27 protein-coding genes, 1 tRNA gene and 1 other RNA gene are annotated in these 25861 nt (G+C 70.7%); 8 read left to right on the top strand and 21 right to left on the bottom strand.

Annotated features, from left to right (window positions below; translation table 11 throughout):
• Window positions 1-115: 115 nt before the first annotated feature.
• The 7 genes from fabF to PG878_RS04935 form a co-directional block, all read right to left on the bottom strand.
• The gene (gene fabF / locus PG878_RS04965) at window positions 116-1351 is read right to left on the bottom strand and encodes a beta-ketoacyl-ACP synthase II (protein WP_048490158.1); all 1236 of its coding nucleotides are present in this window, start codon (window positions 1349-1351) and stop codon (window positions 116-118) included.
• Window positions 1352-1480: 129 nt separating this feature from the next.
• On the bottom strand, window positions 1481-1720 hold the full coding sequence (gene acpP / locus PG878_RS04960; protein WP_010342475.1) for an acyl carrier protein: 240 nt from the start codon (window positions 1718-1720) through the stop codon (window positions 1481-1483).
• Window positions 1721-1925: 205 nt separating this feature from the next.
• On the bottom strand, window positions 1926-2669 hold the full coding sequence (fabG, locus tag PG878_RS04955; RefSeq protein ID WP_209032015.1) for a 3-oxoacyl-ACP reductase FabG: 744 nt from the start codon (window positions 2667-2669) through the stop codon (window positions 1926-1928).
• 91 nt (window positions 2670-2760) lie between these two features.
• Window positions 2761-3705, bottom strand: coding sequence for an ACP S-malonyltransferase (fabD, locus tag PG878_RS04950; protein WP_209032014.1), 945 nt, complete (start codon window positions 3703-3705; stop codon window positions 2761-2763).
• Window positions 3706-4241: 536 nt separating this feature from the next.
• Window positions 4242-5225, bottom strand: a complete 984-nt coding sequence (locus PG878_RS04945) for a beta-ketoacyl-ACP synthase III (RefSeq protein ID WP_017917506.1) — start codon at window positions 5223-5225, stop codon at window positions 4242-4244.
• A 97-nt stretch (window positions 5226-5322) separates the two neighbouring features.
• A complete protein-coding gene (gene rpmF / locus PG878_RS04940) occupies window positions 5323-5517 on the bottom strand; it encodes a 50S ribosomal protein L32 (protein ID WP_010342479.1) in 195 nt (64 codons plus the stop codon).
• 101 nt (window positions 5518-5618) lie between these two features.
• Window positions 5619-6128, bottom strand: coding sequence for a YceD family protein (locus PG878_RS04935; RefSeq protein WP_209032013.1), 510 nt, complete (start codon window positions 6126-6128; stop codon window positions 5619-5621).
• Window positions 6129-6272: 144 nt separating this feature from the next.
• On the opposite strand from PG878_RS04935, the gene PG878_RS04930 reads away from it, so the two are divergent.
• Complete coding sequence (locus PG878_RS04930; protein ID WP_010342481.1) at window positions 6273-6845, top strand: Maf family protein; 573 nt, start codon at window positions 6273-6275, stop codon at window positions 6843-6845.
• Between the two features lies 1 nt (window position 6846).
• Here the strand turns inward: PG878_RS04930 and PG878_RS04925 are convergent, their stop codons facing one another.
• From PG878_RS04925 to PG878_RS04915, 3 genes are read right to left on the bottom strand one after another with little or no spacing between them, the layout of a single operon-like run.
• On the bottom strand, window positions 6847-8694 hold the full coding sequence (locus tag PG878_RS04925; RefSeq protein WP_209032012.1) for a glycosyltransferase 87 family protein: 1848 nt from the start codon (window positions 8692-8694) through the stop codon (window positions 6847-6849).
• Window positions 8691-9668, bottom strand: coding sequence for a glycosyltransferase family 2 protein (locus tag PG878_RS04920; protein WP_209032011.1), 978 nt, complete (start codon window positions 9666-9668; stop codon window positions 8691-8693). Before PG878_RS04920 ends, PG878_RS04925 begins: the two co-directional genes overlap by 4 nt.
• A gap of 48 nt (window positions 9669-9716) precedes the next feature.
• Entirely contained in the window at window positions 9717-11561 is a 1845-nt protein-coding gene (locus PG878_RS04915) for an ArnT family glycosyltransferase (RefSeq protein WP_209032010.1), read from the bottom strand.
• A gap of 36 nt (window positions 11562-11597) precedes the next feature.
• Here PG878_RS04915 and PG878_RS04910 point away from each other — a divergent pair, with 36 nt between their 5' ends.
• From PG878_RS04910 to PG878_RS04895, 4 genes are read left to right on the top strand one after another with little or no spacing between them, the layout of a single operon-like run.
• A complete protein-coding gene (locus tag PG878_RS04910) occupies window positions 11598-12551 on the top strand; it encodes an AAA family ATPase (protein ID WP_152243124.1) in 954 nt (317 codons plus the stop codon).
• A gap of 5 nt (window positions 12552-12556) precedes the next feature.
• Window positions 12557-13513: a DUF58 domain-containing protein gene (locus PG878_RS04905; RefSeq protein ID WP_209032009.1), complete on the top strand. Its 957-nt coding sequence runs from the start codon at window positions 12557-12559 to the stop codon at window positions 13511-13513.
• Complete coding sequence (locus PG878_RS04900) at window positions 13506-15455, top strand: transglutaminase TgpA family protein (protein WP_209032008.1); 1950 nt, start codon at window positions 13506-13508, stop codon at window positions 15453-15455. Before PG878_RS04905 ends, PG878_RS04900 begins: the two co-directional genes overlap by 8 nt.
• Window positions 15452-15970 carry a Slp family lipoprotein gene (locus PG878_RS04895; RefSeq protein WP_150410546.1) on the top strand — a complete coding sequence of 173 codons (519 nt, stop codon included), beginning with the start codon at window positions 15452-15454 and terminating at the stop codon, window positions 15968-15970. Before PG878_RS04900 ends, PG878_RS04895 begins: the two co-directional genes overlap by 4 nt.
• A gap of 82 nt (window positions 15971-16052) precedes the next feature.
• Here PG878_RS04895 and PG878_RS04890 read toward each other — a convergent pair whose 3' ends face one another.
• The 4 genes from PG878_RS04890 to dnaX all read right to left on the bottom strand — a co-directional run bounded on the left by PG878_RS04890 (window position 16053) and on the right by dnaX (window position 19533).
• Window positions 16053-16400 (bottom strand): histidine triad nucleotide-binding protein, encoded by a 348-nt coding sequence (locus PG878_RS04890; protein WP_010342491.1) that lies wholly within the window; start codon window positions 16398-16400, stop codon window positions 16053-16055.
• Between the two features lie 75 nt (window positions 16401-16475).
• Complete coding sequence (gene recR / locus PG878_RS04885; RefSeq protein WP_209032007.1) at window positions 16476-17090, bottom strand: recombination mediator RecR; 615 nt, start codon at window positions 17088-17090, stop codon at window positions 16476-16478.
• A gap of 250 nt (window positions 17091-17340) precedes the next feature.
• Window positions 17341-17661 (bottom strand): YbaB/EbfC family nucleoid-associated protein, encoded by a 321-nt coding sequence (locus PG878_RS04880; protein ID WP_160966219.1) that lies wholly within the window; start codon window positions 17659-17661, stop codon window positions 17341-17343.
• Window positions 17662-17667: 6 nt separating this feature from the next.
• Window positions 17668-19533: a DNA polymerase III subunit gamma/tau gene (dnaX, locus tag PG878_RS04875; protein ID WP_209032006.1), complete on the bottom strand. Its 1866-nt coding sequence runs from the start codon at window positions 19531-19533 to the stop codon at window positions 17668-17670.
• 224 nt (window positions 19534-19757) lie between these two features.
• Between dnaX and PG878_RS04870 the strand changes: the two genes are divergently transcribed.
• Both PG878_RS04870 and ffs read left to right on the top strand, forming a co-directional pair.
• Window positions 19758-19850: transfer RNA gene (locus PG878_RS04870), tRNA-Ser, on the top strand.
• Between the two features lie 258 nt (window positions 19851-20108).
• Window positions 20109-20205: signal recognition particle sRNA small type (gene ffs, locus PG878_RS04865), an RNA gene on the top strand.
• Between the two features lie 380 nt (window positions 20206-20585).
• On the opposite strand, the gene PG878_RS04860 is transcribed toward ffs, so the two are convergent.
• From PG878_RS04860 to PG878_RS04830, 7 genes are read right to left on the bottom strand one after another with little or no spacing between them, the layout of a single operon-like run.
• The gene (locus PG878_RS04860) at window positions 20586-21032 is read right to left on the bottom strand and encodes a molybdenum cofactor biosynthesis protein MoaE (RefSeq protein WP_209032005.1); all 447 of its coding nucleotides are present in this window, start codon (window positions 21030-21032) and stop codon (window positions 20586-20588) included.
• A 3-nt stretch (window positions 21033-21035) separates the two neighbouring features.
• Window positions 21036-21281, bottom strand: a complete 246-nt coding sequence (locus PG878_RS04855; RefSeq protein ID WP_048490141.1) for a MoaD/ThiS family protein — start codon at window positions 21279-21281, stop codon at window positions 21036-21038.
• Window positions 21278-21775 carry a cyclic pyranopterin monophosphate synthase MoaC gene (gene moaC / locus PG878_RS04850; protein WP_209032004.1) on the bottom strand — a complete coding sequence of 166 codons (498 nt, stop codon included), beginning with the start codon at window positions 21773-21775 and terminating at the stop codon, window positions 21278-21280. Before moaC ends, PG878_RS04855 begins: the two co-directional genes overlap by 4 nt.
• Before the next feature lie 49 nt (window positions 21776-21824).
• A complete protein-coding gene (locus PG878_RS04845; RefSeq protein ID WP_209032003.1) occupies window positions 21825-22199 on the bottom strand; it encodes a nuclear transport factor 2 family protein in 375 nt (124 codons plus the stop codon).
• Window positions 22200-22202: 3 nt separating this feature from the next.
• Window positions 22203-23237: a GTP 3',8-cyclase MoaA gene (moaA, locus tag PG878_RS04840; protein ID WP_209032002.1), complete on the bottom strand. Its 1035-nt coding sequence runs from the start codon at window positions 23235-23237 to the stop codon at window positions 22203-22205.
• Complete coding sequence (locus PG878_RS04835; protein WP_209032001.1) at window positions 23234-23992, bottom strand: MBL fold metallo-hydrolase; 759 nt, start codon at window positions 23990-23992, stop codon at window positions 23234-23236. Before PG878_RS04835 ends, moaA begins: the two co-directional genes overlap by 4 nt.
• Window positions 23992-24741, bottom strand: a complete 750-nt coding sequence (locus PG878_RS04830) for a 3-deoxy-D-manno-octulosonic acid kinase (RefSeq protein WP_209032000.1) — start codon at window positions 24739-24741, stop codon at window positions 23992-23994. Before PG878_RS04830 ends, PG878_RS04835 begins: the two co-directional genes overlap by 1 nt.
• Window positions 24742-24761: 20 nt before the next feature.
• On the opposite strand from PG878_RS04830, the gene PG878_RS04825 reads away from it, so the two are divergent.
• Window positions 24762-25811 carry a glycosyltransferase family 9 protein gene (locus tag PG878_RS04825; RefSeq protein ID WP_209032053.1) on the top strand — a complete coding sequence of 350 codons (1050 nt, stop codon included), beginning with the start codon at window positions 24762-24764 and terminating at the stop codon, window positions 25809-25811.
• Window positions 25812-25861: the final 50 nt, after the last annotated feature.

The following is a 25861-nucleotide window of genomic DNA, read 5'->3' as shown; positions in this document are numbered from 1 at the left end:
CGATCCCGCAGCAACGCGCGCGGACCTCACGCGCGCCGCTCGATGGATGGACGCGCGACGGGAGTGAGGCGCCGGCTGTGACGATTCCCGATTCCCGATTCCCCAATCCCGGCCCTCAGACCCGCTTGAACACCAACGTCCCGTTGGTCCCGCCGAAGCCGAACCCATTGGACATCGCCACGTCGATCTTCTTCTCGCGCGCCACGTTCGGCACGTAGTCCAGGTCGCAGCCTTCGCCCGGCTCATGCAGGTTGATGGTCGGCGGGATGATGCCGGCGTGGATCGCCATCACCGAGAAGATCGCTTCGGCACCGCCGGCGGCGCCGAGCAGGTGGCCGGTCATCGACTTGGTGGAGCTGACCATGGTCTTGTAGGCGTGATCGCCGAGCGCGCGCTTCATTGCCAGGGTCTCGGCCAGGTCGCCCAGCGGCGTGGAGGTGCCGTGCGCGTTGAGGTAGTCGATCTGGTCCGGGTTGAGCTTGGCGTCCTTCATCGCCGCCACCATGCTGCGCGCGGCGCCTTCGCCGTCCTCGCTCGGGGCGGTCATGTGGAAGGCGTCGGAGCTGGCGCCGAAACCGACCAGCTCGGCATAGATGCGCGCACCGCGCGCCTTGGCGTGTTCGTACTCTTCCAGCACCAGCACACCGGCACCGTCGCCGAGCACGAAGCCGTCGCGCTCCTTGTCCCACGGCCGCGAGGCGGCGGCGGGATCGTCGTTGCGGGTGGACATCGCCTTCATCGAGCAGAAGCCGCCCACCGAAGTCGGCGAGGAGCCGCGCTCGGCGCCGCCGGCCAGCATCACGTCGGCGTCGCCGTGCTGGATCATGCGCATCGCGGTGCCGATGGAATGGTTGGAGGTGGCGCAGGCCGAGACCGCGGAGAAGGTCGGCCCCTTCAGCCCTTTGATCAGGCTCACCTGGCCCGGCAGCATGTTGATGATGGTGCTGGGCACGTAGAACGGCGAGATCTTGCGCGCGCCGCCCTCGTGGAATTTGATGGTCTGCTCCTCGATGCCGAGCAGCCCGCCGATGCCGGAGCCGAGGATCGCGCCGATGCGCTCGGCATTGGCCTCGGTGATCTCCAGGCCGGAATCGTCCAGCGCCATGAACGAGGCGCCGACGCCGTAATGGATGAACGAGTCCATCTTGCGTGCGTCCTTGGACGAGATGAACTTGGTCGGATCGAAATCCTTGATCTCGCCGGCGATCTTGGTGGTGAACTGAGACGCATCGATCTGGGTGATCGGGCCGATGCCGGAGCGTCCGTTGACGATCCCTTCCCAACTGCTGGCCAGGTCATTGCCCAACGGCGACACCAGGCCCATGCCGGTTACGACGACACGACGGCTCATTGCGAAATCTCCTCACCGCGATACGCGCGGCCTTGACGCTGTAAAAACACAGGGCCGCATGCGCGGCCCCATGGGATTGTCACGCGCATCGGGCCCACGCAGGCGCCGATGGCGATCGCGAACGCCGCCTCAGCTCTTGACGTGCGCCTTGACGTAGTCGATGGCCTGCTGCACCGAGGTGATCTTCTCGGCTTCTTCGTCCGGGATCTCGCACTCGAACTCTTCTTCCAGGGCCATCACCAGCTCGACGGTGTCCAGCGAGTCGGCACCCAGGTCATCGACGAACGATGCGTTGTTGGTGACTTCTTCTTCCTTGACGCCGAGCTGTTCGACGACGATTTTCTTGACGCGTTCTTCGATGGTGCTCATTGGGATATCGCTCCAGATGGAGTAGTGGTGGTTCGAGTTTTAGGATCCCCGCACACGGATGTGCGGTGCTCCTGTGAGGGACTCACAAAACGCCATCGGGCTGCGATGGCCGCGTTGGATAGTGTAGTGGAAACCGACTGGCCCTTGCAGCGCTGCACAAATGCCGGCCGATCAGCCACTTAGGCGCGTCCGTTGCGCCGCAGGCTCACGGCATGTACATCCCGCCGTTCACGTGCAGGGTTTCGCCGGTGATGTAGCCGGCGCCGGGTCCGGCCAGGAATGCCACCGCGTTGGCGATGTCGGACGGCTGGCCGAGCTGGCCGAGCGCGATCTGCTCCAGCAGCGCGGTGCGTTGCGCTTCCGGCAGCGCCTTGGTCATGTCGGTATCGATGAAGCCCGGCGCGACCACGTTGACGGTGATGCCGCGCGAACCGATTTCCTTGGCCATCGACTTGGAGAAGGCGATGATGCCGGCCTTGGCCGCGGCGTAGTTGGCCTGGCCCGGATTGCCGGTCACGCCGACCACCGAGGCGATGTTGACGATGCGGCCCTTGCGCGCCTTCATCATGCCGCGCAGCACCGCCTTGGAGGTGCGGAACACGCTGGTCAGGTTGGTGTCGATGATCGCCTGCCAGTCGTCGTCCTTCATCCGCATCAGCAGGTTGTCGCGGGTGATGCCGGCGTTGTTGACCAGGATCGAAACCGGACCGAATTCCTTGGCGATCGCCTCGATCAGCGCGTCGACCGCGGCGGCATCGGTGACGTCCAGCGCGCGGCCGTGGCCGCCGTGGGCCGCCAGGCGCGCGCCGATCGCCTGCGCGCCGGCGTCGGAGGTGGCGGTGCCGATGACGGTGGCGCCCTGCGCGGCCAGCGTGTCGGCGATGGCCGCGCCGATCCCGCGGCTGGCGCCGGTGACCAGCGCGATCTCGCCCTGCAATGGCTTGCTCATCTGGGTTTCCTTGGAGACGGACGGCGCATGGCGCCGGGGGAAAGGAAGGAGACCGGCGCGGACGCGAGACGCACCGCGCGGCGGCCGGCGATCAGGAGACCCAGGCCTCGCGCGCGCCGGCGAACTCGGCAGGCGTGCCCAGGGCACGGCCGTCGAGCGACTTGTCGATGCGCTTGACCAGCCCGGTCAGCACCTTGCCCGGGCCGCACTCGGCCAGACGGGTGGCGCCGCCGGCGGCCAGCGCCTGCACGCAGCCGGTCCAGCGCACCGGCAGGTACAACTGCTCGACCAGCGCCTGGCGGATCGCCTCGACGCCCTCGTGCACCTGCGCGTCGGCGTTCTGCACCACCGGCAACTGCGGCGCCTGCCAGGCCAGCCCGCGCATCGCCTCGGCCAGGCGATTGGCTGCCTCGCGCATCAGCGGGGTGTGCGAAGGCACGCTGACCGCCAGCTTCACCGCCTTGCGCACGCCGCGCTCGGCCAGCAGCGCCAGCGCACGGTCGACCGCCGCGGCATCGCCGCCGATCACCACCTGCCCCGGCGAGTTGTAGTTGGCCGGCACCACCACCTGGCTGCCGGCGGCCTGCGTGCAGACCTCTTCGACCAGCGCGTCCTCGGCGCCGAGCACGGCGGCCATCGCGCCCACGCCGGCCGGCGCGGCGTCCTGCATCAGTTGCCCGCGCAGCCGTACCAGGTGCGCGCCGTCGTGCAGCGACAGCGCGCCGGCGGCGACCAGCGCGCTGTATTCGCCCAGGCTGTGCCCGGCCAGCTGCGCCGGACGCGCCCCGCCCTCGGCCAGCCACAGCCGCCACAGCGCCACGCTCGCGGCCAGCAGCGCCGGCTGGGTGTACTCGGTGCGGTTGAGCATCTCTTCCGGGCCGCCCTGGCTCAGCGCCCACAGGTCCACGCCGGCGCCATCGGAGGCTTCGGCGAAGCTGTCGCGCAGCTGCGGATGCAATTCGGCCAGTTCGGCCAGCATGCCCAGCGATTGCGAACCCTGGCCGGGGAAGACGAAGGCGAGTGTGGAATCGGTCACGCGGTTGGCCCTGCGAAAATCGAGCGGCGATGATACGGGCGAAACCGGCCGGGCGTCTGTACCCGGGCGTATGTGACGTGGCGGCCGGCCCATCGCGCGGCACCGGCAGCGCCCCGCTCCGCCATGCCGGGCGTCAAGCGCACAGCACGTGTGGCGGGCGAGGCGCATGCAGGCGGAAAGCGTTGCGACTCGGCGCGTTGGCACGGCAGCAGCAGCGGATGCCGACGGCAGCACGACGCGATGGAGTATTGCCCCCGCAGGAGCGGCTTTAGCCGCGACGGGCGTTCCCTGGAAAGCCCGTCGCGGCTAACGTCGCTCCACAGGGACTTCCGCAAGTCGCCGATACAGCGCGTGCAAACGCAGCCGTGCGCCCGGGCGCCGCCTCAATGCACATCGAGATGGCGCGTGCCGAACGCGCTGGCGTCGATCGAAGATGGGTTCGGCCAGCACATCGCCGTGTGTCGTTGAGACGACGCACAGCATCCGGCATTGCCGCTGCGTACCGCGGCGCCGATGGCGCCGGGCACGGGACAGGCTCAGTAGCGCAGCAGCGCCGAGCCCCAGGTGAAACCGCCGCCGAAGGCTTCCAGCAGCAGCAACTGGCCGCGCTGCACGCGGCCCGAACGCACTGCCACGTCCAGCGCCATCGGCACCGAGGCGGACGAGGTGTTGCCGTGGATGTCCACCGTCACCACCACCTGCTCCATCGGCAGGTCCAGGCGCTTGGCGGTGGCCTCGATGATGCGCAGATTGGCCTGGTGCGGGATCAGCCAGTCCAGGTCGTGCTTGTCCAGGCCGTTGGCCTCGAGGGTCTCGTCGACCACGGCGTCCAGCGCCTTGACCGCGTACTTGAACACCTCGCTGCCCTTCATCTGGATGCCGCCGGCGGCCGGGTCGCCGGTGCCGTCGCCCAGGCCGGTGGCGATGCCGACCGGATTCCACAGCAACTCCTTCTTGCTGCCATCGGCATGCAAGTGGGTGCTGAGGATGCCGGTGTCTTCGTCGGCACGCAGGACCACCGCGCCGGCGCCGTCGCCGAACAGCACGCAGGTGGTGCGCTCGGTCCAGTCGACGATGCGGCTGAGGGTTTCGGTGCCGATCACCAGCACGGTCTTGGCGTCGCCGCTGCGGATGAACTTGTCGGCCACGCTGAGCGCGTAGACGAAGCCGGAGCAGGCGGCGTTGACGTCCAGCGCCGGGCAGCCGACCACGCCGAGGCGGGCCTGGATCAGGCAGGCGGTGGACGGGAAGATCAGGTCCGGCGTGGTGGTGCCGACCACGATCATGTCGAGTTCGGCGGCATCGATGCCGGCGGCTTCGATCGCCTTCAGCGCGGCCTCGTAGCCGAGATCGCCGGCGGTCTGGCCGGGGGCGGCGATGTGCCGCTCGCGGATGCCGGTACGGCTGCGGATCCATTCGTCGCTGGTGTCGACCATCTGCGACAGATCGTCGTTGGTCAACACTTTTTCAGGCAAATAGCTGCCGGTGCCCGCGATCCTGGAATAGATCCGCTTGCTCATGCTGGTTCCTGTTGCCTGTTACGCAGGCCGCCCCGGTGCGGCGCGGCCTGTGAAGATGGGTGACTCCGTCCGCCGCAGCGCGGTGGACGGGCACGGATCAATCTTCTTCGACCTGCGCGGTCTTGGTGGCGATCACCTTCTTGCCACGGTAGTAACCGTCGGCGGTGACGTGGTGGCGCAGGTGGATCTCGCCGCTGGTCGGATCGGTCGACAGCTGCTTGGCGCTGAGGGCGTCATGCGAACGGCGCTGGCCGCGGCGGGACGGGGTGACACGGGATTTCTGCACAGCCATGGGATTGCTCCAAACTCGGTTCGTTTACATCTGTCGTCATTACGTCGCGCAGGACGCGCGCGTCCGGCAACAACCTCAGGCAGCGGCAGGCGGACCGACCGCTACTGTTTCTTCAGCGCCGCCAACGCCGCGAACGGGTTGACCTTGCTCGTTTCTTCCTCGGTCGCCGGCCAGTCGCGATCGACCGCCTCGCTTCCGGGCGCCACCGGCACCAGCGGCACCGCCAGCACCAGTTCGTCCTCGACCAGATCGGCCGGCCGCAGCATGCCGTCGTCCGGCACCAGCAAGGCCTCGTGATCCGGCGGCAGCGCGGCTTCTTCTTCCTCGCTGCGGATCAGCCCCAGCCGCTGCACGCTCGACACCGGCAGCAGGAAGCGCTGCAGGCTGCGCTGACAGATCAGCGGCAGCTCGGTTTCGATCTTCAGTTCGACATAGGACACTTGCAGTACAGCGTCGCGGCCGAATTCCAGCGTGTAGCGGCATTCGCCTTCGGTGTCGGCCAGGCTGCCTTGCAGACGGGTCATCGCCGAGAGCGGCAGGCGGTCTTCGAAGACCCTGCGCGCTGCGACCATCCGCCAGGCATCCAACAGTTCGGGCACGTTCGCGGACATAAGCCGCAGAATGTTAAGGACTGCCGGGGCCGCTGTCAAACCGCCCCCTGGGCCGCTGCCAGCCCGGCCCCGAACCGCCTTGCCGGTCCGCGCCAGCCGCCGCAGACTGCCGGCCCCGGCCTGCCGCCGCCCGCCCTTCCGCCGATGCCCCCGCTGATCCTGGCTTCCACCTCCGCCTACCGCCGCGAACTGCTGCAGCGGCTGCGCCTGCCCTTCGACTGCGCGCGCCCGCAGGTCGACGAGACCCCGCTGCCCGGCGAAGCGCCGCTGGCGTTGGCGCAGCGGCTGGCCGCGGCCAAGGCGGCGGCGGTCGCGGCCACCGCCGGGGAAGCCTGGGTGATCGGCTCGGACCAGGTCGCCGAACTGGACGGCCAACCGCTGGGCAAGCCCGGCGAGGTGGCCGCGGCACACGCGCAACTGGCGGCCATGTCCGGGCGCAGCGTGCGTTTCCACACCGCGGTCTGCCTGCAACGCGGTGCGCGCACGCTGCACGCCTGCGACCTCACCGAGGTCCGGTTCCGCGATCTGCAAGCCGACGCCATCGCCCGCTACGTCGCCGCCGAACAGCCGCTGGACTGCGCCGGCAGCTTCAAGTGCGAAGGCCTGGGCATCAGCCTGTTCCGCGCGATCCAGACCCAGGATCCGACCGCGCTGATCGGCCTGCCCTTGATCGCGCTGTCCGAACTGCTGCGCGAGGCCGGCTACACCCTGCCCTAGCTCACTGCAACCGGCACCACTGGTACGGGAAACGTGCCTGCCCGACCCAGGACGCATAGAGCTGGCAGGACCCCGGCTGCAGCGCCAGACCGTAGCGCGCCAGTTGCTGCGCGGCCAGCGCCTGGGTCTGGCGATCCGCGGCGGCGACATCCACGGCGCGCTCCGGCAGCAGCACCCAGCGGCAGCGGCCGGCGTCCAGCTCCACGCCCGCGCGCACCGGGCGATGCGCCAGCCGCCGCATCAGCGCACAGTCCGGGCCGCGATCCAGGCCCAGGCGCGCGGCCACGGCATTGAGCCGCTGCAGGCGCTCGACATTGCGATCCACTTCCGCCGGCAACATCGCGTAGCCCTGCCCGCGCGCCGCCAGCATCTCGCGCACCCGCGCGGCGTAGGCCGGCGTTTCCGGGAAATTGGAGGCGACCGACGCGTACGCCGCCTGTTCGGGCAGGAACGGGATGCGCCAGGACTCCGGCGCATCGCCGACCAGCAGCACCAGGCTGCGCTCCGGCTGCGGCATCGGCGGCGCCTGCACCCGGAAGGCCTCGCGCGCCCAGCGCTCGTGGCCCCACTCGCCCCAGCCGTACAGCGCAAAGGCCGCACAGGCGATCAGGGTCCAACGCGCCGCCGGCGCAGCGATGCGCGCCGGCAACAACCGCCGCAGCCCCACCCACAGCAGCAGCGGCGCCAGCAGCTCCGGCACCACCAGATAGCGCTGGATGCTGAAGGCCGCCTGCCAGGCGAGGAAGGCCACCACCACGAACACCAGCACCGCACGCCAGGCCGGCGCGACCACCTCCGCCGACGCGCCGGCGCGCGGACGCCGCAGCATCCAGCGCAACAGCGCCGCCAGGCCCAGCAGATACAGCAGCGGCCATACCAGTTGCCGCAGGCGCACCTCGCTGACCCGGTTCGGCGCCAGCGAGAACTGCAGCGGCCAGGTCAGCCATTCCCACAGCGTCTTCGGCAACCAGCGCGTGTCGCTGACCGCCACCGGCTGCGCCAGCGGCGCCAGGAAGTGGCTGTTGAACTGCGGGAACAGCGGATTGCCGAAGGTCTGCCAGACTCGCAGCAGCCACGGCCCGGCCAGCAGCGCGAAGCTGAGCAGCGTCACCGCGGTCAGCACCGCGGCGCCGCCGATCCGCTGCCGCGGGCGTCCGCCGGCGACCAGCGCGGCCACGCCCAGGGCCAGCGCGAACAGGGCGTTGGTCAACTTGCAGGCCATCGCCAGCCCGAGCAGGGCGCCGGCCAGCGCCCACCAGCCCAGCGCCACGCCGTGCCCGGCGGCCTGCTGGCGGCGTTGCGCATGCAGCGCGGCGAGCAGCGCGCCCAGCACCGGCAGCGCGCTGGTGTTGTCGCCCATGGTGCCGGCGAACTCGGACAGGAACGCGGCGCTGCACAGCCCCGCCAGCGCCAGCCACGGCACCAGCCGCGCGCGGTCCAGCCGCGGGTCCAGCACCTGCCAGACGATGCCGGCCAGCAGCAGGAACGCCAGTGCGTGCAGTACCCCCATCGCGAACCCGGCCAGCGGCGCAGGCAGGCCGACGAACAGCGCGTAATGCAGCACGTCCAGCAGCGGATTGAAGTAGCTCTGCATCTGCGCCGGCGCCAGGTCGATGCCGAGGCGGCCGTGCAGTGCGGCGTAGCCGTTGTACAGGTGGTAGTTGCGCAGGTCCCAGTTGGCGTCCTGGCCCAGCCACAGCGACAGCAGTCCGCCCAGCAGCGCGACCGCCACGCCCGCCGCGATCACGTTGCCGCGGCTGTGGAAGGCGAAGCGGCGATCCAGTGCGGCCAGCAGGCGCTGGCGGCGGGTCGGGCGCGGCACGGCCGCAGCAGCAACGGACGCACTCATGCGCCGTCGCTCCGCTCCGCGTCCACCGGCCAGGCCGGGATCGCCAGGTAGGCCAGGCGCTTGGCCTCGATGCGGCCGCGCGTGACCGTATCCAGGATCAGCCCGCAGGCCAGCAGCAGCACGCCCAGCAACACCAGCGCCGAGCACAGGATCGCGGTGGGGAAACGCGGCACCAGGCCGGTCTGCAGGTAGGTCTGCAACAACGGCACCGCCAGCCCCAGCGCCAGCAGCACGCAGGCGCCGAAACCCAGCGAGAAGAACAGCAACGGTCGCTCGGCCTTGAACAGGCGCAGGATGGTCAACAGGATGCGGGTGCCGTCGTGCCAGGTGCGCAGCTTGCTCTGCGATCCTTCCGGACGCGCGCCGTAGGCGGTGTCCACCTCCGCCACCGGCATGCGCAGTTGCAGCGCGTGCACCGCCAGTTCGGTCTCGGTCTCGAAGCCGGCGGCATGCGCGGGGAACGACTTCACGTAGCGCCGCGAGAACACCCGGTAGCCGGACAGCATGTCGTCGAAACTGCGACCGAACAGGAAGCCCACACAGCGGGTCAGCAGCACGTTGCCGGTGCGATGGCCGGCGCGATAGGCCGCCGCCGCGTCGCTGCGGCGCGCGCCCACCACCATGTCCAGCCCGTCGCGCAGCAGGCGCTCGACCAGCGCCGGCGCCATCGCCGCATCGTAGGTCGCATCGCCGTCGACCAGCAGGTAGACGTCGGCCTCGATGTCGGCGAACAACCGCCGCACCACGTTGCCCTTGCCCTGCAGCGTGACCTCGCGCACCACCGCGCCGGCCGCACGTGCCCGGGCGATGGTGGCGTCGCTGGAGTTGTTGTCGAACACGTGGACCTGCGCGCCCGGCAGATGCGCGGCGAAATCGGCCACTACCCGGCCGATGGTGGCCGCTTCGTTGTGGCACGGCACCAGCACCGCGATCCGCGGCGCGGCCGCGGGGCGACCGGAGGGGAAACTGGACATGGGCGGCGTGCGGTCCTGCGCGGCGGCGGAAAGGCGCGCCATCCTAGCTCAGTGCGGGCGCAGCACGATCGGTTGTTCCCACCAGTCCTCGACGCTGCCGTCGCGGCCATGCAGGCGCAGGCCGAGCCAGTGCGTGCCCGGTGCCAGGCCGCTGGCATCGACGGTGGCGCGGAAGCCGATGTGCGGATGGTTGGGATCGGTGGAGATCTTCCAGAACCTGGTGACGTCGTAGACGTCGCCGTAGTGCGCCTGCGCCGCGACCTTGCCGTCGAGCAGCACCTCGATCCGGTCGATCCCCACCCCGTCCTTGAACGCCCAGCCGGACACGTCGAAGCGGCGCCCGACGCTGGCGTCCACGTCCGGGGTGTTGAACCAGGCCATCGCCGGCGTGGTGCAAGGACCGGCGTCGCGCTGCGCCGGCAGCGCGAACAGCAGGAAGCGCTGGCTGCCGTGGTCGCTGGACACCACCCGCGGCGGCGGCAGCGGACCGACCAGGTCGCAGACCGCGTGGTAGCGCTGCAGCAGCAGCCGGTACTTCATGTCGCTGGGCGAAAGCACCAGCAGCCGCGGACCGTCGCGGTGGCCGTCGCTGAGCAGTCCCCACTGCTGCAGTTGCGCGCTGCGTCCGTGCTTGTCGTTCAACGGATGCGGCAACACCTGGATGTTCGGATCGCGCAGTTCGAAGCCGAGTTCGGCACCGACCTTGAAGTTGTCCGCCAGCACCTGGGTGCCGGGCGGCATGCCCGCCAGTTCGCGCCGCACCGCGCCGGCCAGCGGCCGCCAGCCGGCGAAGTTGCGCGGGTAGTACTTGTCGCCGGCGGTGTGCTCGCGCACCGCCGGCACCGACACCGCCAGGTAGTAGCCGAACGCACCGACCAGGCCCAGCCCGGCCAGCAGCCAGGTGGCGCGGCGCAGCGGCTTGCTCCAGCCGTTGAGGATCACCGGCGTGGCGATCAGCAGCGCCAGATAGCCCGGCAGCGGCCAGTGGAAGCTGACCCGCTCGGCGTCGGTGAAGAACCCGAGCAGGAAGATGCCCAGCGTGGACACCCCGCCGAGCAGGCCGAAATACCGCCACTGCACGCGCGTGCCGCTGCTGCCGCCGCGCGTGGCCATCAGCGCGACCTTGGTCATCGCCACCGCCAGCAGCGGCGTGACCAGCAGCAACTGGATCAGCAGGAAGGCGATGCCGGCGGGCTGGAAACTCCAGGGGTGGCGATCGACCAGTTGGAACTTGAGACCGGCTTCGCCGTTGTCCGCGTTCCAGGCCAGCAGCGGCAGCCAGGCCACCATGCCCAGCGCCAGCGCGACCCATACCTGCGGATCGCGCAGCATGCGCCGGCCCTGCGGGATCAGCAGCAGCGCGATCGCGCCGACGCCGATCACGCCGACGAAGCGGTAATGGCTCAGCGCGCCGATGACCAGCCCCAGCGCCAGCTCCACCGCACTCAGCGCCTCGGTCTGGCGCAGCAGCCGCGCGGTGGCGTCGATGCACAGGATCGTCGCCAGCGCCATCGGCACGTCCGGCAGCGCCAGGATGCCCAGCGTGCCGGACAGCGGCATCAGCAAGGCCAGGCTGCCGGCGCGCCAGCCCGCCACGGCGCCGAACCAGCGCGTGGCGATGCGTGCGATGAGCCACGGCACGGCCGCGCCCAGCAGCAGGAACGGCGCGCGCAGCGCCAGCAGGTGGTCGCCGCCGAGCGCCACGCCCAGCCGCGCCAGCCACGCGGTCAGCCCGGGCAGGTCCGAGTAGGCCAGCGCCAGATGCTGGCCTTCCTGCCAATAGAATGCCTCGTCCACGAACAACGGCAGGCGCGCGGCGACCAGCAGTTTGGCGGCGGTGACGAGCGTCCACAGCACGATGAAGACGCTGCGTGCACGTTGTTCCCCTTGCATTGCCCGTACACTCCCTGAAACCGTTGCGAGACTGCGATGCCTACTCCGCTCCGCTTGCCGGAAATGCTAACCGATACGTTGCGCGAGGCGCTCACGCGCGCCCAGCAGCAGGTCAACGCGCTGGTCCTGGGCAAGCCGCAACAGGTGCGCATGGCGTTTGTCGCCCTGCTGTCCGGTGGACATCTGCTGATCGAGGACCTGCCCGGCCTGGGCAAGACCACCCTGGCGCATGCGCTGGCCGCGAGCCTGGGGCTGGGCTTCCAGCGCGTGCAGTTCACTTCCGACCTGTTGCCGGCCGATGTGCTCGGCGTGTCGGTGTACGACGCGCAGTCGCGCCAATTCCAGTTCCACCCCGGCCCGGTGTTCACCCACGTGCTGCTCGCCGACGAGATCAATCGCGCGCCGCCACGCACGCAGAGCGCGCTGCTGGAAGCGATGGCCGAACAGCAGGTCACCCTCGACGGCACCACCCACCCGCTGCCATCGCCGTTCTTCGTGATCGCCACGCAGAACCCGGTGGACCTGTCGGGCACGTTCCCGCTGCCCGACTCGCAACTGGACCGCTTCCTGCTGCGCCTGGCGCTGGGCTATCCCAACGCCGAGGCCGAACGCGCGCTGCTCAGCGGCAGCGACCGACGCGACCTCATCGCGCAGGCGCAGCCGCTGCTCGGCGAGGCCGACATGGCCACCCTGCGCCAGGGCGTGGAGCAGATCCATGCCAGCGAAGCACTGGTCGGCTACGTGCAGGCGCTGCTGGCGCGCAGCCGCCAGCATCCGGGCGTGCGCGTCGGCCTGTCGCCGCGCGCCGGCATCGCCCTGCTGCGCGCGGCCAAGGCGCATGCGCTGCTGCTCGGCCGCGGCCATGTGCTGCCCGAGGACGTGCAGGCGCTGTTCGTGGCCGTCGCCGAACACCGCCTGGTGGCCGAACAGGAATCGGCGTCCGGGCAGGCGCTGGCCAAGGCGATCCTGCACAGCGTCGCGGTGGACTGACGCCGATGCCGGGCGGGCGGCGCGACTGGCGGCAGCGACTGGCGCAGTTGGCCGCACCGCGCGCGCCGGAAGCCCTGCCGGTGCATCTGGACCGGCGCCGCATCTACATCCTGCCGACGCCGTTCGGCGGCTTTCTGGCGCTGCTGCTGGCGGCGATGCTGCTCGGCGCGCTGAACTACAACAACAACCCCGCACTGCTGCTGGCGATGCTGCTCGGCGCGGCGGCGATGGCCAGCGCCATCGTCGCCCACCTGCAGTTGTCCGGGTTGCGCCTGGAGGCGCTGTCGGCCGAGCCGGTCGCGGCCGGGCAACCGCTGCGCCTGCGGCTGGCGCTGGCCACCGCCGACGGCCGCCGCCGGCGCGGCCTGCGCGTGCGCCACGGCGCCGCCCACACGTATCTGGACCTGCTCGGCGACGACCACAACGCCGCCGACCTGGAGGTGCCGACCGAGCGCCGCGGCTGGCTCGATCTGCAGCGCATCCAGGTCTCCACCACCCAGCCGCTGGGCTTGCTGCGCGCCTGGGCCTGGTTCTGGCCGGACGCTCCGTTGCTGGTCTACCCGCAACCGGAGGCCGACGGCCCGCCGCTGCCGGCCGGTGCCGGCACCCCGACCCAGACCCGCCTGCACGCGCTGGGCGAGGAATTGCACCAACTGCGCCCGTATCGGGCCGGCGATGCACCGCGGGCGATCGCCTGGAAGCACTCGGCGCGCCGCGACACCCTGCTGGTGCGCGAGTACGAACGCCCGATCGGGGTGGACGTGGTGCTGGACTGGCGCACGCTGCCGGCCTTGCCGCACGAACGCCGCATCGCGCGGCTGGCGCGCTGGGTCGAGGAAGCCGAACGCGACGGTCGCCGCTACCGTTTGCTGTTGCCGGGGCAGCCGGCGCTGGGCCCGGGCCGCGGCCCGCAGCACCGACACCTGTGCCTGCGCGCGCTGGCGCTGTTACCGCATGGCTGAGCCGCGCTCGCCGACGCTGCATGCCGCCAGCCGCGCCTGGGCGCTGGGCGCGGCGCTGCTGGCCTTGCTGCCGCTGCTGCTGCAGTTGCCCGGCACCCTGGCCTGGCTGATTGCGCTGTCGGCGCTGCTGATCGGCGCCAGTTCGGCGTGGCGGCCGCTGCCGGCGCTGCTGCGCCTGGCCCTGGTCGCGGTCATGCTCGCGGCGCTGTACTGGCAGGTCGGTCTGCGCTTCGGTCGCGATACCGGCTGCGCGTTGCTGGCGGCGATGCTGGCGATCAAGCCCTCGGAACTGAAGAGCCTGCGCGATGCGCGCAGCCTGCTCGGCTTCGCCCTGTTCGCCCCGTTCGCCGCGTTCCTGCTGGACCAGGGGCCGGTGACGATGGTGCTGGGGCTGGCCGCGGTGATCGCGGCGCTGCTGTGCATGCAGCGCCTGGCCGACCAGGAAGGCCACAGCACGCGTCGCCCGTTGCGTGGACAACTGCGCGGCGTCGGCCGCCTGCTCGCGCTGGGCCTGCCGCTGGCGCTGGCCGCGTTCTGGCTGTTCCCGCGCCTGGGCTCGCCGCTGTGGGGCGTGCCGGAACGTGCGCTGGGCCGGCCCGGCCTGTCGGACACGATGAGCCCGGGGCAGTGGCTGGACCTGCTGGCCGACGACACCCCCGCGTTGCGCGTGCAGTTCTTCGGCCCGGTGCCGGCGCCGGCGCAGCGCTACTGGCGCGGCCCGGTGCTGTGGGATTTCGATGGCCAAACCTGGCGTGCGCCGCGCGACAATGCCTTCGCGCCGGCACCGCCGATCCAGCTCGCATCCGGCGGCTGGGACTACCAGCTCGAGGTGGAACCGACCGACCGCCGGCAATTGGTCGCCCTGGATCTGCCACGGCAGGCGCCGGCCGGCACGCGGCTGACGGCCGACGCCGTGCTGCAGACCGAGCGCCCGCTCAGCGCGCTGACCCGCTGGCGGCTGCGTTCGGCGCTGCCGCAGCGGGTCGAGCCCGATCTCGCGCCGGCGCAACGGCAGCGCGCGCTGGCGCTGCCGCCGGGCTACAACCCGCGCACCCTGGCGCTGGCCCGGCAGTGGCGGCAGCAGGCCGGTGCCGACGATGCGGCGATCGTCGCCCGCGCCCTGCAATGGATCCGTCGCGACTTCGCCTACACCCTGGAGACGCCGCCACCCGGCCGCGACGGCGTGGACGAGTTCCTGTTCCAGCAGAAGGCGGGGTTCTGCCAGCACTTCAGTTCGGCGTTCGTGGTGCTGATGCGCGGCGCCGGCATTCCCGCGCGCGTGGTCACCGGCTATGCCGGCGGCACCCGCAATCCGTTCGGCGACTACTGGGTGGTGCGACGCATGGACGCGCACGCCTGGGCCGAGGTGTGGCTGCCGCAACGCGGCTGGGTGCGGGTGGACCCGACCGCGGCGGTGGCGCCGGAACGCATCTACGACACCCTTGAGGACCGGCTCGATGGCGGCGCCGGCGCGCAGGGCGGCGGCGGCGACTGGCGCTGGCGCGACCTCGCCGACTGGGCGCGGCGCGGCTGGAACGACCTGGTGCTGTCGTTCGACGCCAACCGCCAGCAACGCCTGCTCAGCCAGTTCGGCATCGCCCGCCTGGAACCCGGCCAACTGGTGGCGCTGTTCGCCGGATTCGCCGCGTTGTTGCTGGGTGCGATGGCCTGGTGGCTGGCGCGCGGCGAGCGCGAACGCGATCCGCTGCTGCGGGCGTGGCGGGCGCTGGGCCGACGCTACGCCCGGCGCGGCCAGGGCCGCGACCCGCACGAACCGGCCCTGGCCTGGGCGGCGCGCGTGCAGCGGGAAACCGGCGATGCGAGCCTGATTCCGCTCAGCCGGCGTTTCGCCGATGCGCGCTACGCTGGCGCTGATTCGGACAGCGCTTCATTGTTGCGCGACCTGCGCAGGCACCGTCCGCCCACTGGAGCATCCCGATGAAGATTCGCCTGCTGTTCCCCGTGATCGCTGCGTTGGCGCTCGGCGCCTGCGCCACCGCCCCCAAGCCGCTGCAGGGCCAGTTCGCGCCCGTCAGCCCGCGCGACTCGGTCGCCGGCCAGCAGGCCGGCGCGCCGGTACGCTGGGGCGGCAAGATCATCAAGACCACGCCTGGCCAGGGCCAGACCTGCTTCCAGATGCTGTCGCGCCCGCTCAACGCCAGCGGCCGCCCGGACAGCGATGCCGCCGACGCCAGCGACGGCCGCTTCATCGCCTGCCGCGCCGGCTTCTACGACCCGGCGGTGTTCGAGCCCGGCCGCGAAGTGACCTTCATCGGCCACGTGTCCGGCTACGACAACACCCGCATCGGCGATTACGACTACCGCCTGCCGAAGATGGACGCGGACGTGGTGTACCTGTGGCCGGTGGTGCGCCAGGTCGAAGTGGTGCCCGCCTACCCGTACGGCCCCTGGGGCGGCCCGTGGGGTCCGTGGGGCCCGCGCTGGGGCTGGTGGTAAGCCCTGCGTTTGCGCCGCAACGAAAAACGCCGCTGATCCCAGCGGCGTTTTTTTATGCCTGCACGTTCGCGCCAGCCGCGGCTCAAGGCGTGCCGAAGCGTCCCAGCGGCGCGCCGGCGAGCAGATGCAGGTGCAGATGGAAGACGGTCTGCCCGGCGTGCTCGCGGCAGTTGATCACCACCCGGTAGCCGTCCTGGGCCAGGCCCTGCTCGCGCGCATAGCTGGCCGCGGCCAGCACCAGCCGGCCGACCAGGGTCGCCTGCTCCGGCGCCAGGTCGTCCAGGGTCGGAATCTCCACCTGCTTGGGGATGAAGAGCACATGCACCGGCGCCTGCGGCGCGATGTCCTTGAAGCCGAGTACGGCGTCGTCCTCGTAGACGATGCTGGCCGGAATTTCGCGACGGATGATCTTGCCGAAGATGGTGTCCATGAAGCGCGCCCGGAACGAAAGAAGGGGCCGCCGTTATAGCCCAATTCGGCGTCGCGCCGCAGCCGCGTGCGGCGCTTACTCGCCGGCGCCGGCGCGCGGCACTTCGCTGCGGCTGCCGAAGGCGTGCGACAGCGTGCCGCGATCCACGTACTCCAGCTCGCCGCCCAGCGGCAGCCCCTGCGCCAGCCGGCTCGGCCGCACGCCGTGCTGGCGCGCCAGTTGCGCCAGGTAATGCGCGGTGGCCTCGCCTTCGACCGTGGAGTTGGTGGCGATGATCAGTTCGGCCACCTCGCCCTGCGCCAGCCGCGCACTCAGCCGGTCCAGACCCAGTTCGCGCGGGCCGATCCCGTCCAGCGGCGACAGCCGACCCTGCAGGATGAAGTACAGGCCGCGGTAGCCGGTGGCGTGCTCGATCGCCAGCCGGTCGGCCGGCGATTCCACCGCGCACAGCTGCTGGCGATCGCGGGCGGGACTGGCGCAGATCGCGCAGACCTCGGTTTCGCTGAAATCGCGGCACTGCGCGCAATGGCCGATGCGCTCGATCGCCTCGTGCAGCCGCTCGGCCAGGCGCTGCCCACCCTCGCGCTCGCGCTCGAGCACGTGATAGGCCATGCGCTGCGCGGTCTTCTGGCCGACGCCAGGCAACACGCGGAACGCATCGATCAGTTGTTCGAGCAGCGGCGAGCTCATTGCGGTTGGGGATTCGGGATTGGGAATTCGGGATTGGGAATTACAGCGGGCTATCCACCACCAAGTCGTTGTCACGCGATCCCGTGAAACGCGGAACATTCCGTAGGAGCGGCTTCAGCCGCGACAGGCATTACCGGTAACGCCCGTCGCGGCTGAAGCCGCTCCTACGCGGGAGATTCACCGAAGCAGGAGATGCAGCGCGCTCGCGAGAAACCGCGAATCCCGAATCCCCACTCCCGAATCCCAGCCCTCAGAACGGCAGCTTCATTCCCGGCGGGATCGGCATGCCGGCGGTGGCCGCGCCCATGCGCGCCTTGGATTCGGCGTCGATCTTGTTGGAGGCGTCGTTGAAGGCGGCGGCGATCAGGTCCTCGGCCATTTCCTGGTCGGCCAGGATGCTCGGATCGATCCGCACCTTGCGGCACTCCTTGGCGCCGGTCAGGGTCACGGTGACCATGCCGCCGCCGGCGCTGCCGGTGACTTCGAGCTGGGCCAGTTCTTCCTGGGCGCGCTGCAGGTTTTCCTGCATCTTCTGCGCCTGTTGCATCAGTTGGGCGATATTGCCGCGCATCGTGGTTCACTCATCGTAGGGACGGATGGAATCGGGGACGACCCGCGCGCCTTGCTGCTGGATCAGCGCCTGCACCGCCGGGTCGTTCATGAACGCGGTCTCGGCCGCGTTCTGGCGCTCGCCGCGTTGCCGGTGCGAGCGCTCATGCAGGGTTTCGGCATCGACCGCGATGCCGCTTTCGATGACGATCTTCGGGCGCTGCCCCAGCGCGTCGGCCAGGGCCGCGGCCAGTTCGCCGAGCGAGCGCTCCGACTGCAGGTATTCGAAGCCCGGCGACAGCGACAGCCGCAGCACGCCCTCGGCATGGCTGACAAAGGCGGCATTGGCGGCGAGCTGCCGCGAGGGGCCGTTCAGGCCGCAATCGGCGACCAGTTCCAGCCAGTCCTCGGCACTGTGCAGCGCACGCGGCGTGTCGGAGACGGCGGCATGGGTACGCGGCGTTTGCGCCAGCGGCGGCACCATCGCCATTTCCGGTTCGGCGGCCGCGGCCGGCACGACCGCTGGCACCGGCGCGGCGACCGGCACGGACGGAACAGGGCGCGCCGCCGCTGGCGCTGCCGGCGGATCCCAGGGCGGATCGAGCGGGGCCACTGTGGCGGTGGGCGCAGCCGCCACGGGCGCAGCGGGAACCGGCGCCGGCGCGGCAACGGCAGGCGCCGCCGGGGCAGCGACAGCCACCGCGGCCGGTGCCGCCGTCGCCGCGGCAGGCGCACTGGCCGCAGCGGCCGGCGCAGTACCGTGCCCTTGCGCCGCCGCACCGGTCGCGCTGCCGGCCGGCAGCGCCACGGCGCCCATCGGACGGAACGCCAGCATGCGCAGCAGCGCCATCTCGAAGCCGGCGCGCGGGCTCGGCGCCAGGTACAGGTCGCGGCGCCCGTTCAGCGCCATCTGGTACCACAGCTGCACGATCTCCGGACGCAGACGCTCGGCCAGCGGCGCCGGGTCCAGGCCATCCAGCGCGGGCGTGGCCGCGCCCGGCACCAGTTGCCGCACCTGGATGCGGTGCAGGGCCTCGGCCAGCGCCTCCAGCACTCCGCCCCAGTCGGGCGAAAACTCGGCCAGCCCGGCCACCACCTGCAGCAACCGCTGCCCATCGGCATCGGCCAGCGCATCGAGCATCGCCCCGACCTGGGTGCGGTCGACCGTGCCCAGCATCGCCCGCACCACCTCGTCGCGCAGCGCACCGCCGGCATAGGCGATGGCCTGGTCGAGCAGCGACAGGCCATCGCGCAGGCTGCCGTCGGCGGCCTTGGCCAGCTGCACGATCGCCGAGGCATCCACCTCGATCTGCTCGGCGGCCAGGATCTTGGTCATCTGCCCCTGGATCTGCTCCTCGTCCAGGCGCTTGAGGTTGAACTGCAGACAGCGCGACAGCACCGTCACCGGCAGCTTCTGCGGGTCGGTGGTGGCGAGCAGGAACTTCACGTGCTCCGGCGGCTCTTCCAGTGTCTTCAGCAGCGCGTTGAACGCCGCCTTGGAGAGCATGTGCACTTCGTCGATCAGGTAGACCTTGAACTTGCCGCGCGAGGGCATGTACTGCGCGTTCTCGATCACTTCGCGCACGTCGTCCACGCCGGTATTGGACGCGGCGTCGATCTCCAGCAGGTCGATGTAGCGGCCGGCATCGATGTCCAGGCAGGCCGCGCACTGGCCGCACGGGTCGGCGCTGGTGCCCTGCTCGCAGTTCAGCGACTTGGCGAAGATGCGCGCGATGGTGGTCTTGCCGACGCCACGGGTGCCGGTGAACAGGAACGCGTGGTGCACCCGGCCGCTGTCCAGCGCGTTGGTGAGCGCGCGGACCACATGCTCCTGCCCCACCAGCTCGGCGAAACGCTTGGGGCGCCACTTGCGGGCGAGAACGAGATAGGACATCAGGCGACCGTCTTCATCTGAACCGCCATTGTGCCACGCCGGACCACTGCGATCGGTCAGCCGCCGTCCCGACGCGCGCCAGCTCCGGCGCAGGGCTGCCTGCGATGATGAACAGGGCGAAGGTGACGCCGGTCAGCGCGGCAGCCGCGATTCGCCTTGTGAACGGCGGCCATGACGGCTAGAATTCCCGCCCTTGCCCGGACCGCATGGCCCGCGCAAGACCCGGAGAGGTGTCCGAGTGGTTGAAGGAGCACGCCTGGAAAGTGTGTAAGCGTCTAAACCGCGCTTCGGGGGTTCGAATCCCCCTCTCTCCGCCAGATTGAAAGTGTTGAGATGGCCCAGTCGCGTGAGTTTCGCCGGCGCCTGGGAGGGGGTGAGAACCCCCGGGTTCGACAGGTGGCGTAGCCACCTGCACGGCGAAGCCGCCCGCAGGGCGAGGCATCGAAGATGCCGAGTGAATCCCCCTCTCTCCGCCAGATTCGAATGTGCTTCCCTCGCAGAGTTGCTTCGCCACTGGCGCAAGAACTCAAAGGGAAAGACCGCGCCACTGGCGCGGTTTCGTCTCTATGGTGGCCCCGTCGGCCCCTCGCGACGCTAGGTCGAAAACCCCGCCAGGGCCGGAAGGCAGCAACGGTATCGATCGATGCGGGCGCCGAGGTCAGCCGGCGGGGTTACCACCCTCCTCTACGGCGACGCGCAATCAGCCTTGATTGCACGCCACGACTGCGCCTGCAAAAAAGCAACTGCCATCCCGGCACGTCATTCGTTCTGGCCGTGGCGACGGCACAAGAATCCGCACGGCGGCACGGTTCACCTGGCGCGGTCAGCCGGCGGGGTTACCACCCTCCTCTACGACGACGTGCAATCAGCCCTGATTGCACGCCACGACTGCGCCCGCAAAAAAGCAACTGCCATCCCGGCATTTCATTCGTTCCGGCCGTGGCGACGGCACAAGAATCCGCACGGCGGCACGATTCACTTGGCGCGGTCAGCCGACGGGGGTGCCACCCTCCCTTACGACATCAGCGATCAACGCATGATCGCGCGCGCCGCTATCCGCGTGACAGCGCCTGCGTCTCCGGATGCAGCCACCCAGCATCGCCGTCGCGATAGCGTTCGCGCTTCCAGATCGGCACGCGCGCCTTCACCTCGTCGATGACGTAGCGGCAGGCGTCGAACGCTGCGCCGCGATGCGCGGCGGCCACGCCGACCCACACCGCCAGGTCGCCGATCGCCAGGTCGCCGATGCGGTGCACGCAGCGCAGGTCGAGGATGGCGAAGCGGGCCAGGGCCTCGTCGACGATGCGCTGCCCCTCGGCCTCGGCCAGCGCGACGTAGGCCTCGTAGTGCAGGCCATCCACCGCGCGGCCGTCGTTGTGGTCGCGCACCCAGCCTTCGAAGCTGGCGTAGGCGCCGGCCTGGGCGTGCGCCAGCGGGGCGCGCAGCGTGGCGATGTCGAGCGGGTGGCCGGCCAGGCGGAAACGCGGTTCGGTGAACACGGCTCAGCCTCCCGAGACCGGCGGGATGAACACCACTTCGCTGCCGTCGCGCACCGCCTCGTCCCAGCCGACGAAGGCGCCGTCCACCGCCACCCGCAACCGATCCAGCGGCCAGCGCAGGCCATGACGGGCATCGAGTTCGGCATACAGCGCGCGCAGGTCCGGCGCATCGGTGCGCACCTGTTCGCGCTCCAGGCCCGCGGCCTCGCGCAGGCTGGCGAAGTACAGCACGGTCACCTCTGCGCTCATGCCACGCTCCCGACGTCGCGCTTGCCGCCACGCTTGCCGACCAGCCGCACCGGGCCGATGGTCATCGCGTGGGTCAGCACCTTGCACATGTCGTAGACGGTCAGCGCGGCGACGCTGGCGCCGGTCAGCGCCTCCATCTCCACGCCGGTGCGGTGCACGGTGCGCACCGTGCACTCGATGCCCAGCACCTGCGGCGAACGCCAGTCGATGGCGAAGCGGCAGCCGTCGATCGGCAGCGGATGGCAGAACGGAATCAGTTCGTGGGTGCGCTTGACCGCCATCGTGCCGGCGATCACCGCGGTGTCGACGATGCCGCCCTTGGCGCTGCGCAGCGCATCGGCGCGCAATTGCGCGGCCACCGCCGCGGGAAAGCGCACCTGCGCCTCGGCCACCGCCACGCGCGCCGTGGCGACCTTGGCGGAGACGTCGACCATGGTCGGCAGTCCCTGCGGGTCCAGATGGGTCAGCGCCGGCGCGGTTGCGCGCGCGGACATGGAGGTCTTCTTGGTCATGGACTGCGCTGCCGCTCCCACGGCGCGATCTTCAGGCGCCGCCGGGAATCGGCGTGCCCTGGTGGAACAGCATGCGCCATCGGCCGTCGCGATACTGCCAAAGCGAACTGCGCAGCGCCTGCCGCGGCGGTTCGCCACCGCCGCTACGCTCGCTGCGATAGCGCACTTGCGCAAGATCCGGCGACAACGACTGCACCTGGATATCGAGGGTGCGGAAGCGGACGTCGCCCGCTTCCGCCGCCAACGCCTGCAGCACTGCCGACTTGTCGAAACAGCGGCCGGAGGCACCGAACTCGACGAAGGCGTCGTCGAGCAGTTCGGCCACGCGCTCGGACGAGGCGCGCACCGCCGGCTCCAGCAACTCCAGTTCCAGCGCAACCAGCGCGCCTTGCACGGCGGCGTCCATGGCTCAACCGCCGATCAGGAACATTTCGACGTGCTTGCCGCGCGTGGCCGACGCCGCGCCACGCAGTTCGCTGTAGCGATCGTCGCGGCGCTCCCACAGCGCACGCACGCGCTCGGCCAGCGCCTCCTCGCCACCGGCCAGCGCCGGCCGCAGGTCGGTGCCCTCCCCCGCGAACAGGCAGGTGTAGAGATGGCCATCGGCGGACACGCGGGCGCGGTGGCAATCGCCGCAGAACGGCGTGCTGACCGAGGTGACGAAGCCGATCTCGCCGCCGCCGTCGGCGAAGGCGTAGCGCGCGGCGACTTCACCAGGGTAATGCGGCGCCAGCGCCTGCAGCGGCCAGCGCGCGGCGATGCGGTCGCGCAGCTCTGCTGCCGGCACCACCCGCTCGCGGCGCCAGGCATTGCAGGTGCCCACGTCCATGTATTCGATGAAGCGCAACACGTGGCCGCTGCCGCGGAAATACGCCAGCAACGGCAGCACCTGGTCGTCGTTGATGCCGCGCTGGACCACGCAGTTGAGCTTGACCGGCCCCAGCCCGGCCGCGACCGCCGCGTCGATGCCCTCCAGCACCTGGGCGATCTCGCCGCGGTCGCCGGACATCTTTCGGAACACCGCCGGCTCGATCGCATCCAGGCTGACCGTGACCCGACGCAGACCGGCCTCGCGCAAGGCCTGCGCGTGCCGCGCCAGCAGCGCGCCGTTGGTGGTCATGGCCAGATCGTCCACACCCGGAATGCGCGCCAGCCGCCGCACCAGCTCGGGCAGATCGCGGCGCAGCAGCGGCTCGCCCCCGGTCAGGCGCAGCTTGTTGACGCCGTTGCGCACGAAGGCGCGGGCCACCGTTTCGAGTTGCGCGAACGACAGCCGCGACGCGGCGTCGAAGCCGTAATCGTCCGGCACCTTGTCGGCCGGCATGCAGTAGCCGCAGCGGAAGTTGCACGCCTCGATCACCGACAGGCGCAGGTCGCGCAACGGTCGTCCGCGCCGGTCCGCCGGCGTCGCCGACGCGAACGGCGGGCGCGGCAGCGCGTTCATCCCGCCGGCACCTGCGGCGCGCGCGGCGCGGCCAGCGCCACGCACTCGTCCGGGCGCGCCACGCGGTGGCCACGCGCGCGCAGGGCCTCGGCATCGTCGTCGCTGGCGTAGTGGTAGAGCATGGTCCGTCGCAGCAGCTCGGCGGGGTATTCCCGCTCCAGGTCGTCGACCCCAGTATGCGACGGATTGCCGTGAAGACCGCAGTCGTGGGCCACCAGCTCTCCGTCGTCGGCATACCGGTTCAGCATTTCCGGGATCGGCCGGGTATCCCCGCTCCACACCAGCGCGCCCTGTAGGCGCAGGCCATAGGCGGTCTCCGGCCAGTGGTGACGCACCGGGAACACCTCCAGGCGCACGCCCTCGTGCCAGAACGCATCGCCCACCGCGATCAGCTGGAACGCATCCCAGAAGTTGGCCCCGCCCTCGGCCAGCACGTTCGGATAGTCGGCCACGCGGCGGTGCAGCAGCGGCACCACCGTGGCCGGCACATACAGCCGCACCTTGCCGCGGCGCGCGGAGAAATAGCTGTCCACGAACAGCCGCTCGAAGCCGGCGACGTGGTCCAGATGCACATGGGTAACGAATAGCGCCTGCGGCATCGCGCCGTAGTGCGCCTGGTAGGCGGTCAGGCCCTCGCCGCCGCAGTCGATGGTCAGCCACGGCCGGCCATCGCGCTCGATGGTGGCCATCGGCGAGCCCAGGGACACCGCCGAGGCATTGCCCACACCCTGGAAGCGCAGCGCCCAGTCCGTCATCAGCAGCCGCGCTCCCAGGCCAGGTCGTAGGCGCGGCGCAGGCGCGCGTAGTCCTTCTCCACCGCATCGACGCTGCGCTCGCCGCGCAGCTTCAGCAGCGAACGACGCAGCCGCCTGAGGTTGCGCTCGCGCCAGCGGGTGCTGGGAATGCGCAGCACGCCGCGATCGAAATCGATCAGCCAGCCGCGGTTGTTGCCGTCGAACAGGATGTTCTGGGCATTGAGATCGGCATGGTCGAGGCCGGCGCGATGGAAGCGCGCGATCAGCCGTCCCGCCTCCTCCCACGGCGCGCCGCGGCCGGCGATGCGCGCGCAATCGGCCAGCGAGCGCACGCCCTCCAGCCGCTCCATCAGGATCGCCGCGCGATAGCGCAGGCCCTGGCGCAGGTAGCACGCCGCCAACGGCCGCGGCACCGGCAGCTTGCGCGCGATCAGCGCGCGCATCAGCCGGAACTCGGCGAAGCTGCGGGTGCGGTCGGCGCCGGTCCACAGGTAGCGGTCGCGGACGAGCCGGGCGACCAGGCCGCCGCGGCGGTACTGGCGCAGCACGCAACTGCCGAACGGGGCATCGACGAACCAGGCGCCACCGCGGCCGCCGGCATCCACCGGGCGGGCGCGTTCGGCCCAGGCGGCGGCGGAGAACAGCGCCGGTTCGGCTTGCCGCAGTCGTTCGCGGTCGAACAGAATGGCCCCGTAGCCGCGGCCCTCGCGGTACGGCGTCAGCGCTTCGGTGGCGTCGAATGCAACCATCCAGCGAGTCTAACAACACCATGCCGGCAACGCTCCCTTCGTTGTGCCTGTTGCGCCTGTCGGCGCTGGGGGACGTGACCCATGTGGTGCCGCTGGTGCGGACCCTGCAGCGCGCCTGGCCGCAGGCACCGGCAATGCACTGGATCATCGACAAGGCCGGACACAAGCTGCTGGAAGGCCTGCCGGGCGTGGTATTCCACCCCTACGACAAGCGAAGCGGCCTGGCCGGCATGCGCGCCTTGCGCCGCGAACTGCCGGCACAAGGCTTCGACGCGCTGCTGCAGATGCAGGTGGCGCTGCGCGCCAACGTGCTGTCGGCGTTCGTGCCGGCGCGCCGCCGCATCGGCTACGACCGCAGCCGCTCCAAGGATCTGCACGGCCTGTTCGTCAACGAACGCATCCCCGACCGCCCCGGCATCCACGTGCTGGATGCGATCGGCAGCTTCTGCGAGCCGCTGGGGCTGCGCCAGACCGAGGTGCGCTGGGATCTGCCGGTGCCCGAGGACGCCCATGCCTGGGCGCGCGCGCAATGGCCCGACGACGGCCGTCCCGCGCTGCTGATCTCGCCCTGCTCCAGCCACCAGCGTCGCAACTGGTATGCCGAGCGCTACGCCGCAGTAGCCGACCATGCCGCCGCGCAGGGCTGGCGGGTGGTGCTGTGCGGCGGCCGCAGCGCACTGGAACGCAGCACCGCCGACGCCATCGTCGCGGCGGCGCGCACGCCGGTGCTGGATCTGGTCGGCCGCGACACGCTCAAGCAACTGCCGGCGCTGCTGCAGCGCGCCGCATTGGTGATGACACCCGACTCCGGCCCCATGCACATCGCCAACGCCATGGGGACCAAGGTGCTGGGCCTGCACGCGGCCAGCAACCCGCGCCGCAGCGGCCCGTATTCGGATATCCGCTACTGCGTGGACAAGTACGACGCCGCCGCGCGCAAGTACCTGGGCAAGCCGGCCGCGCAGTTGAAGTGGGGCAGCAAGATCGAATTCGACGGGGTGATGGAACTGATCGGCGTGGACGACGCGATCGCCGCGTTCGAGCGCTACCGCGCCGACCACGGCCATTGAGGCCAGTTGCGGCGGCGCCGGCATCGCTCTACCATCCGCCGCGCGTCCTG

Source organism: Xanthomonas hawaiiensis (genome assembly GCF_031834635.1).
GTDB classification, from domain to species: domain Bacteria; phylum Pseudomonadota; class Gammaproteobacteria; order Xanthomonadales; family Xanthomonadaceae; genus Xanthomonas_A; species Xanthomonas_A sacchari.
The sequence above is the reverse complement of the archived record's forward strand: the minus strand, read 5'-3'. Positions and strand labels throughout refer to the sequence as shown.

Excerpts from the sequence above, each read along its gene's own strand:
- fabF (WP_048490158.1), bottom strand. The coding sequence starts at position 1,351 with ATGAGCCGTCGTGTCGTCGTAACCGGCATGGGCCTGGTGTCGCCGTTG.
- acpP (WP_010342475.1), bottom strand. The coding sequence starts at position 1,720 with ATGAGCACCATCGAAGAACGCGTCAAGAAAATCGTCGTCGAACAGCTC.
- fabG (WP_209032015.1), bottom strand. The coding sequence starts at position 2,669 with ATGAGCAAGCCATTGCAGGGCGAGATCGCGCTGGTCACCGGCGCCAGC.
- PG878_RS04945 (WP_017917506.1), bottom strand. The coding sequence starts at position 5,225 with ATGAGCAAGCGGATCTATTCCAGGATCGCGGGCACCGGCAGCTATTTG.
- rpmF (WP_010342479.1), bottom strand. The coding sequence starts at position 5,517 with ATGGCTGTGCAGAAATCCCGTGTCACCCCGTCCCGCCGCGGCCAGCGC.
- PG878_RS04935 (WP_209032013.1), bottom strand. The coding sequence starts at position 6,128 with ATGTCCGCGAACGTGCCCGAACTGTTGGATGCCTGGCGGATGGTCGCA.
- PG878_RS04930 (WP_010342481.1), top strand. The coding sequence starts at position 6,273 with ATGCCCCCGCTGATCCTGGCTTCCACCTCCGCCTACCGCCGCGAACTG.
- PG878_RS04925 (WP_209032012.1), bottom strand. The coding sequence starts at position 8,694 with ATGAGTGCGTCCGTTGCTGCTGCGGCCGTGCCGCGCCCGACCCGCCGC.
- PG878_RS04920 (WP_209032011.1), bottom strand. The coding sequence starts at position 9,668 with ATGTCCAGTTTCCCCTCCGGTCGCCCCGCGGCCGCGCCGCGGATCGCG.
- PG878_RS04915 (WP_209032010.1), bottom strand. The coding sequence starts at position 11,561 with ATGCAAGGGGAACAACGTGCACGCAGCGTCTTCATCGTGCTGTGGACG.
- PG878_RS04910 (WP_152243124.1), top strand. The coding sequence starts at position 11,598 with ATGCCTACTCCGCTCCGCTTGCCGGAAATGCTAACCGATACGTTGCGC.
- PG878_RS04905 (WP_209032009.1), top strand. The coding sequence starts at position 12,557 with ATGCCGGGCGGGCGGCGCGACTGGCGGCAGCGACTGGCGCAGTTGGCC.
- PG878_RS04900 (WP_209032008.1), top strand. The coding sequence starts at position 13,506 with ATGGCTGAGCCGCGCTCGCCGACGCTGCATGCCGCCAGCCGCGCCTGG.
- PG878_RS04895 (WP_150410546.1), top strand. The coding sequence starts at position 15,452 with ATGAAGATTCGCCTGCTGTTCCCCGTGATCGCTGCGTTGGCGCTCGGC.
- PG878_RS04890 (WP_010342491.1), bottom strand. The coding sequence starts at position 16,400 with ATGGACACCATCTTCGGCAAGATCATCCGTCGCGAAATTCCGGCCAGC.
- recR (WP_209032007.1), bottom strand. The coding sequence starts at position 17,090 with ATGAGCTCGCCGCTGCTCGAACAACTGATCGATGCGTTCCGCGTGTTG.
- PG878_RS04880 (WP_160966219.1), bottom strand. The coding sequence starts at position 17,661 with ATGCGCGGCAATATCGCCCAACTGATGCAACAGGCGCAGAAGATGCAG.
- dnaX (WP_209032006.1), bottom strand. The coding sequence starts at position 19,533 with ATGTCCTATCTCGTTCTCGCCCGCAAGTGGCGCCCCAAGCGTTTCGCC.
- PG878_RS04855 (WP_048490141.1), bottom strand. The coding sequence starts at position 21,281 with ATGAGCGCAGAGGTGACCGTGCTGTACTTCGCCAGCCTGCGCGAGGCC.
- moaC (WP_209032004.1), bottom strand. The coding sequence starts at position 21,775 with ATGTCCGCGCGCGCAACCGCGCCGGCGCTGACCCATCTGGACCCGCAG.
- PG878_RS04845 (WP_209032003.1), bottom strand. The coding sequence starts at position 22,199 with ATGGACGCCGCCGTGCAAGGCGCGCTGGTTGCGCTGGAACTGGAGTTG.
- moaA (WP_209032002.1), bottom strand. The coding sequence starts at position 23,237 with ATGAACGCGCTGCCGCGCCCGCCGTTCGCGTCGGCGACGCCGGCGGAC.
- PG878_RS04835 (WP_209032001.1), bottom strand. The coding sequence starts at position 23,992 with ATGACGGACTGGGCGCTGCGCTTCCAGGGTGTGGGCAATGCCTCGGCG.
- PG878_RS04830 (WP_209032000.1), bottom strand. The coding sequence starts at position 24,741 with ATGGTTGCATTCGACGCCACCGAAGCGCTGACGCCGTACCGCGAGGGC.
- PG878_RS04825 (WP_209032053.1), top strand. The coding sequence starts at position 24,762 with ATGCCGGCAACGCTCCCTTCGTTGTGCCTGTTGCGCCTGTCGGCGCTG.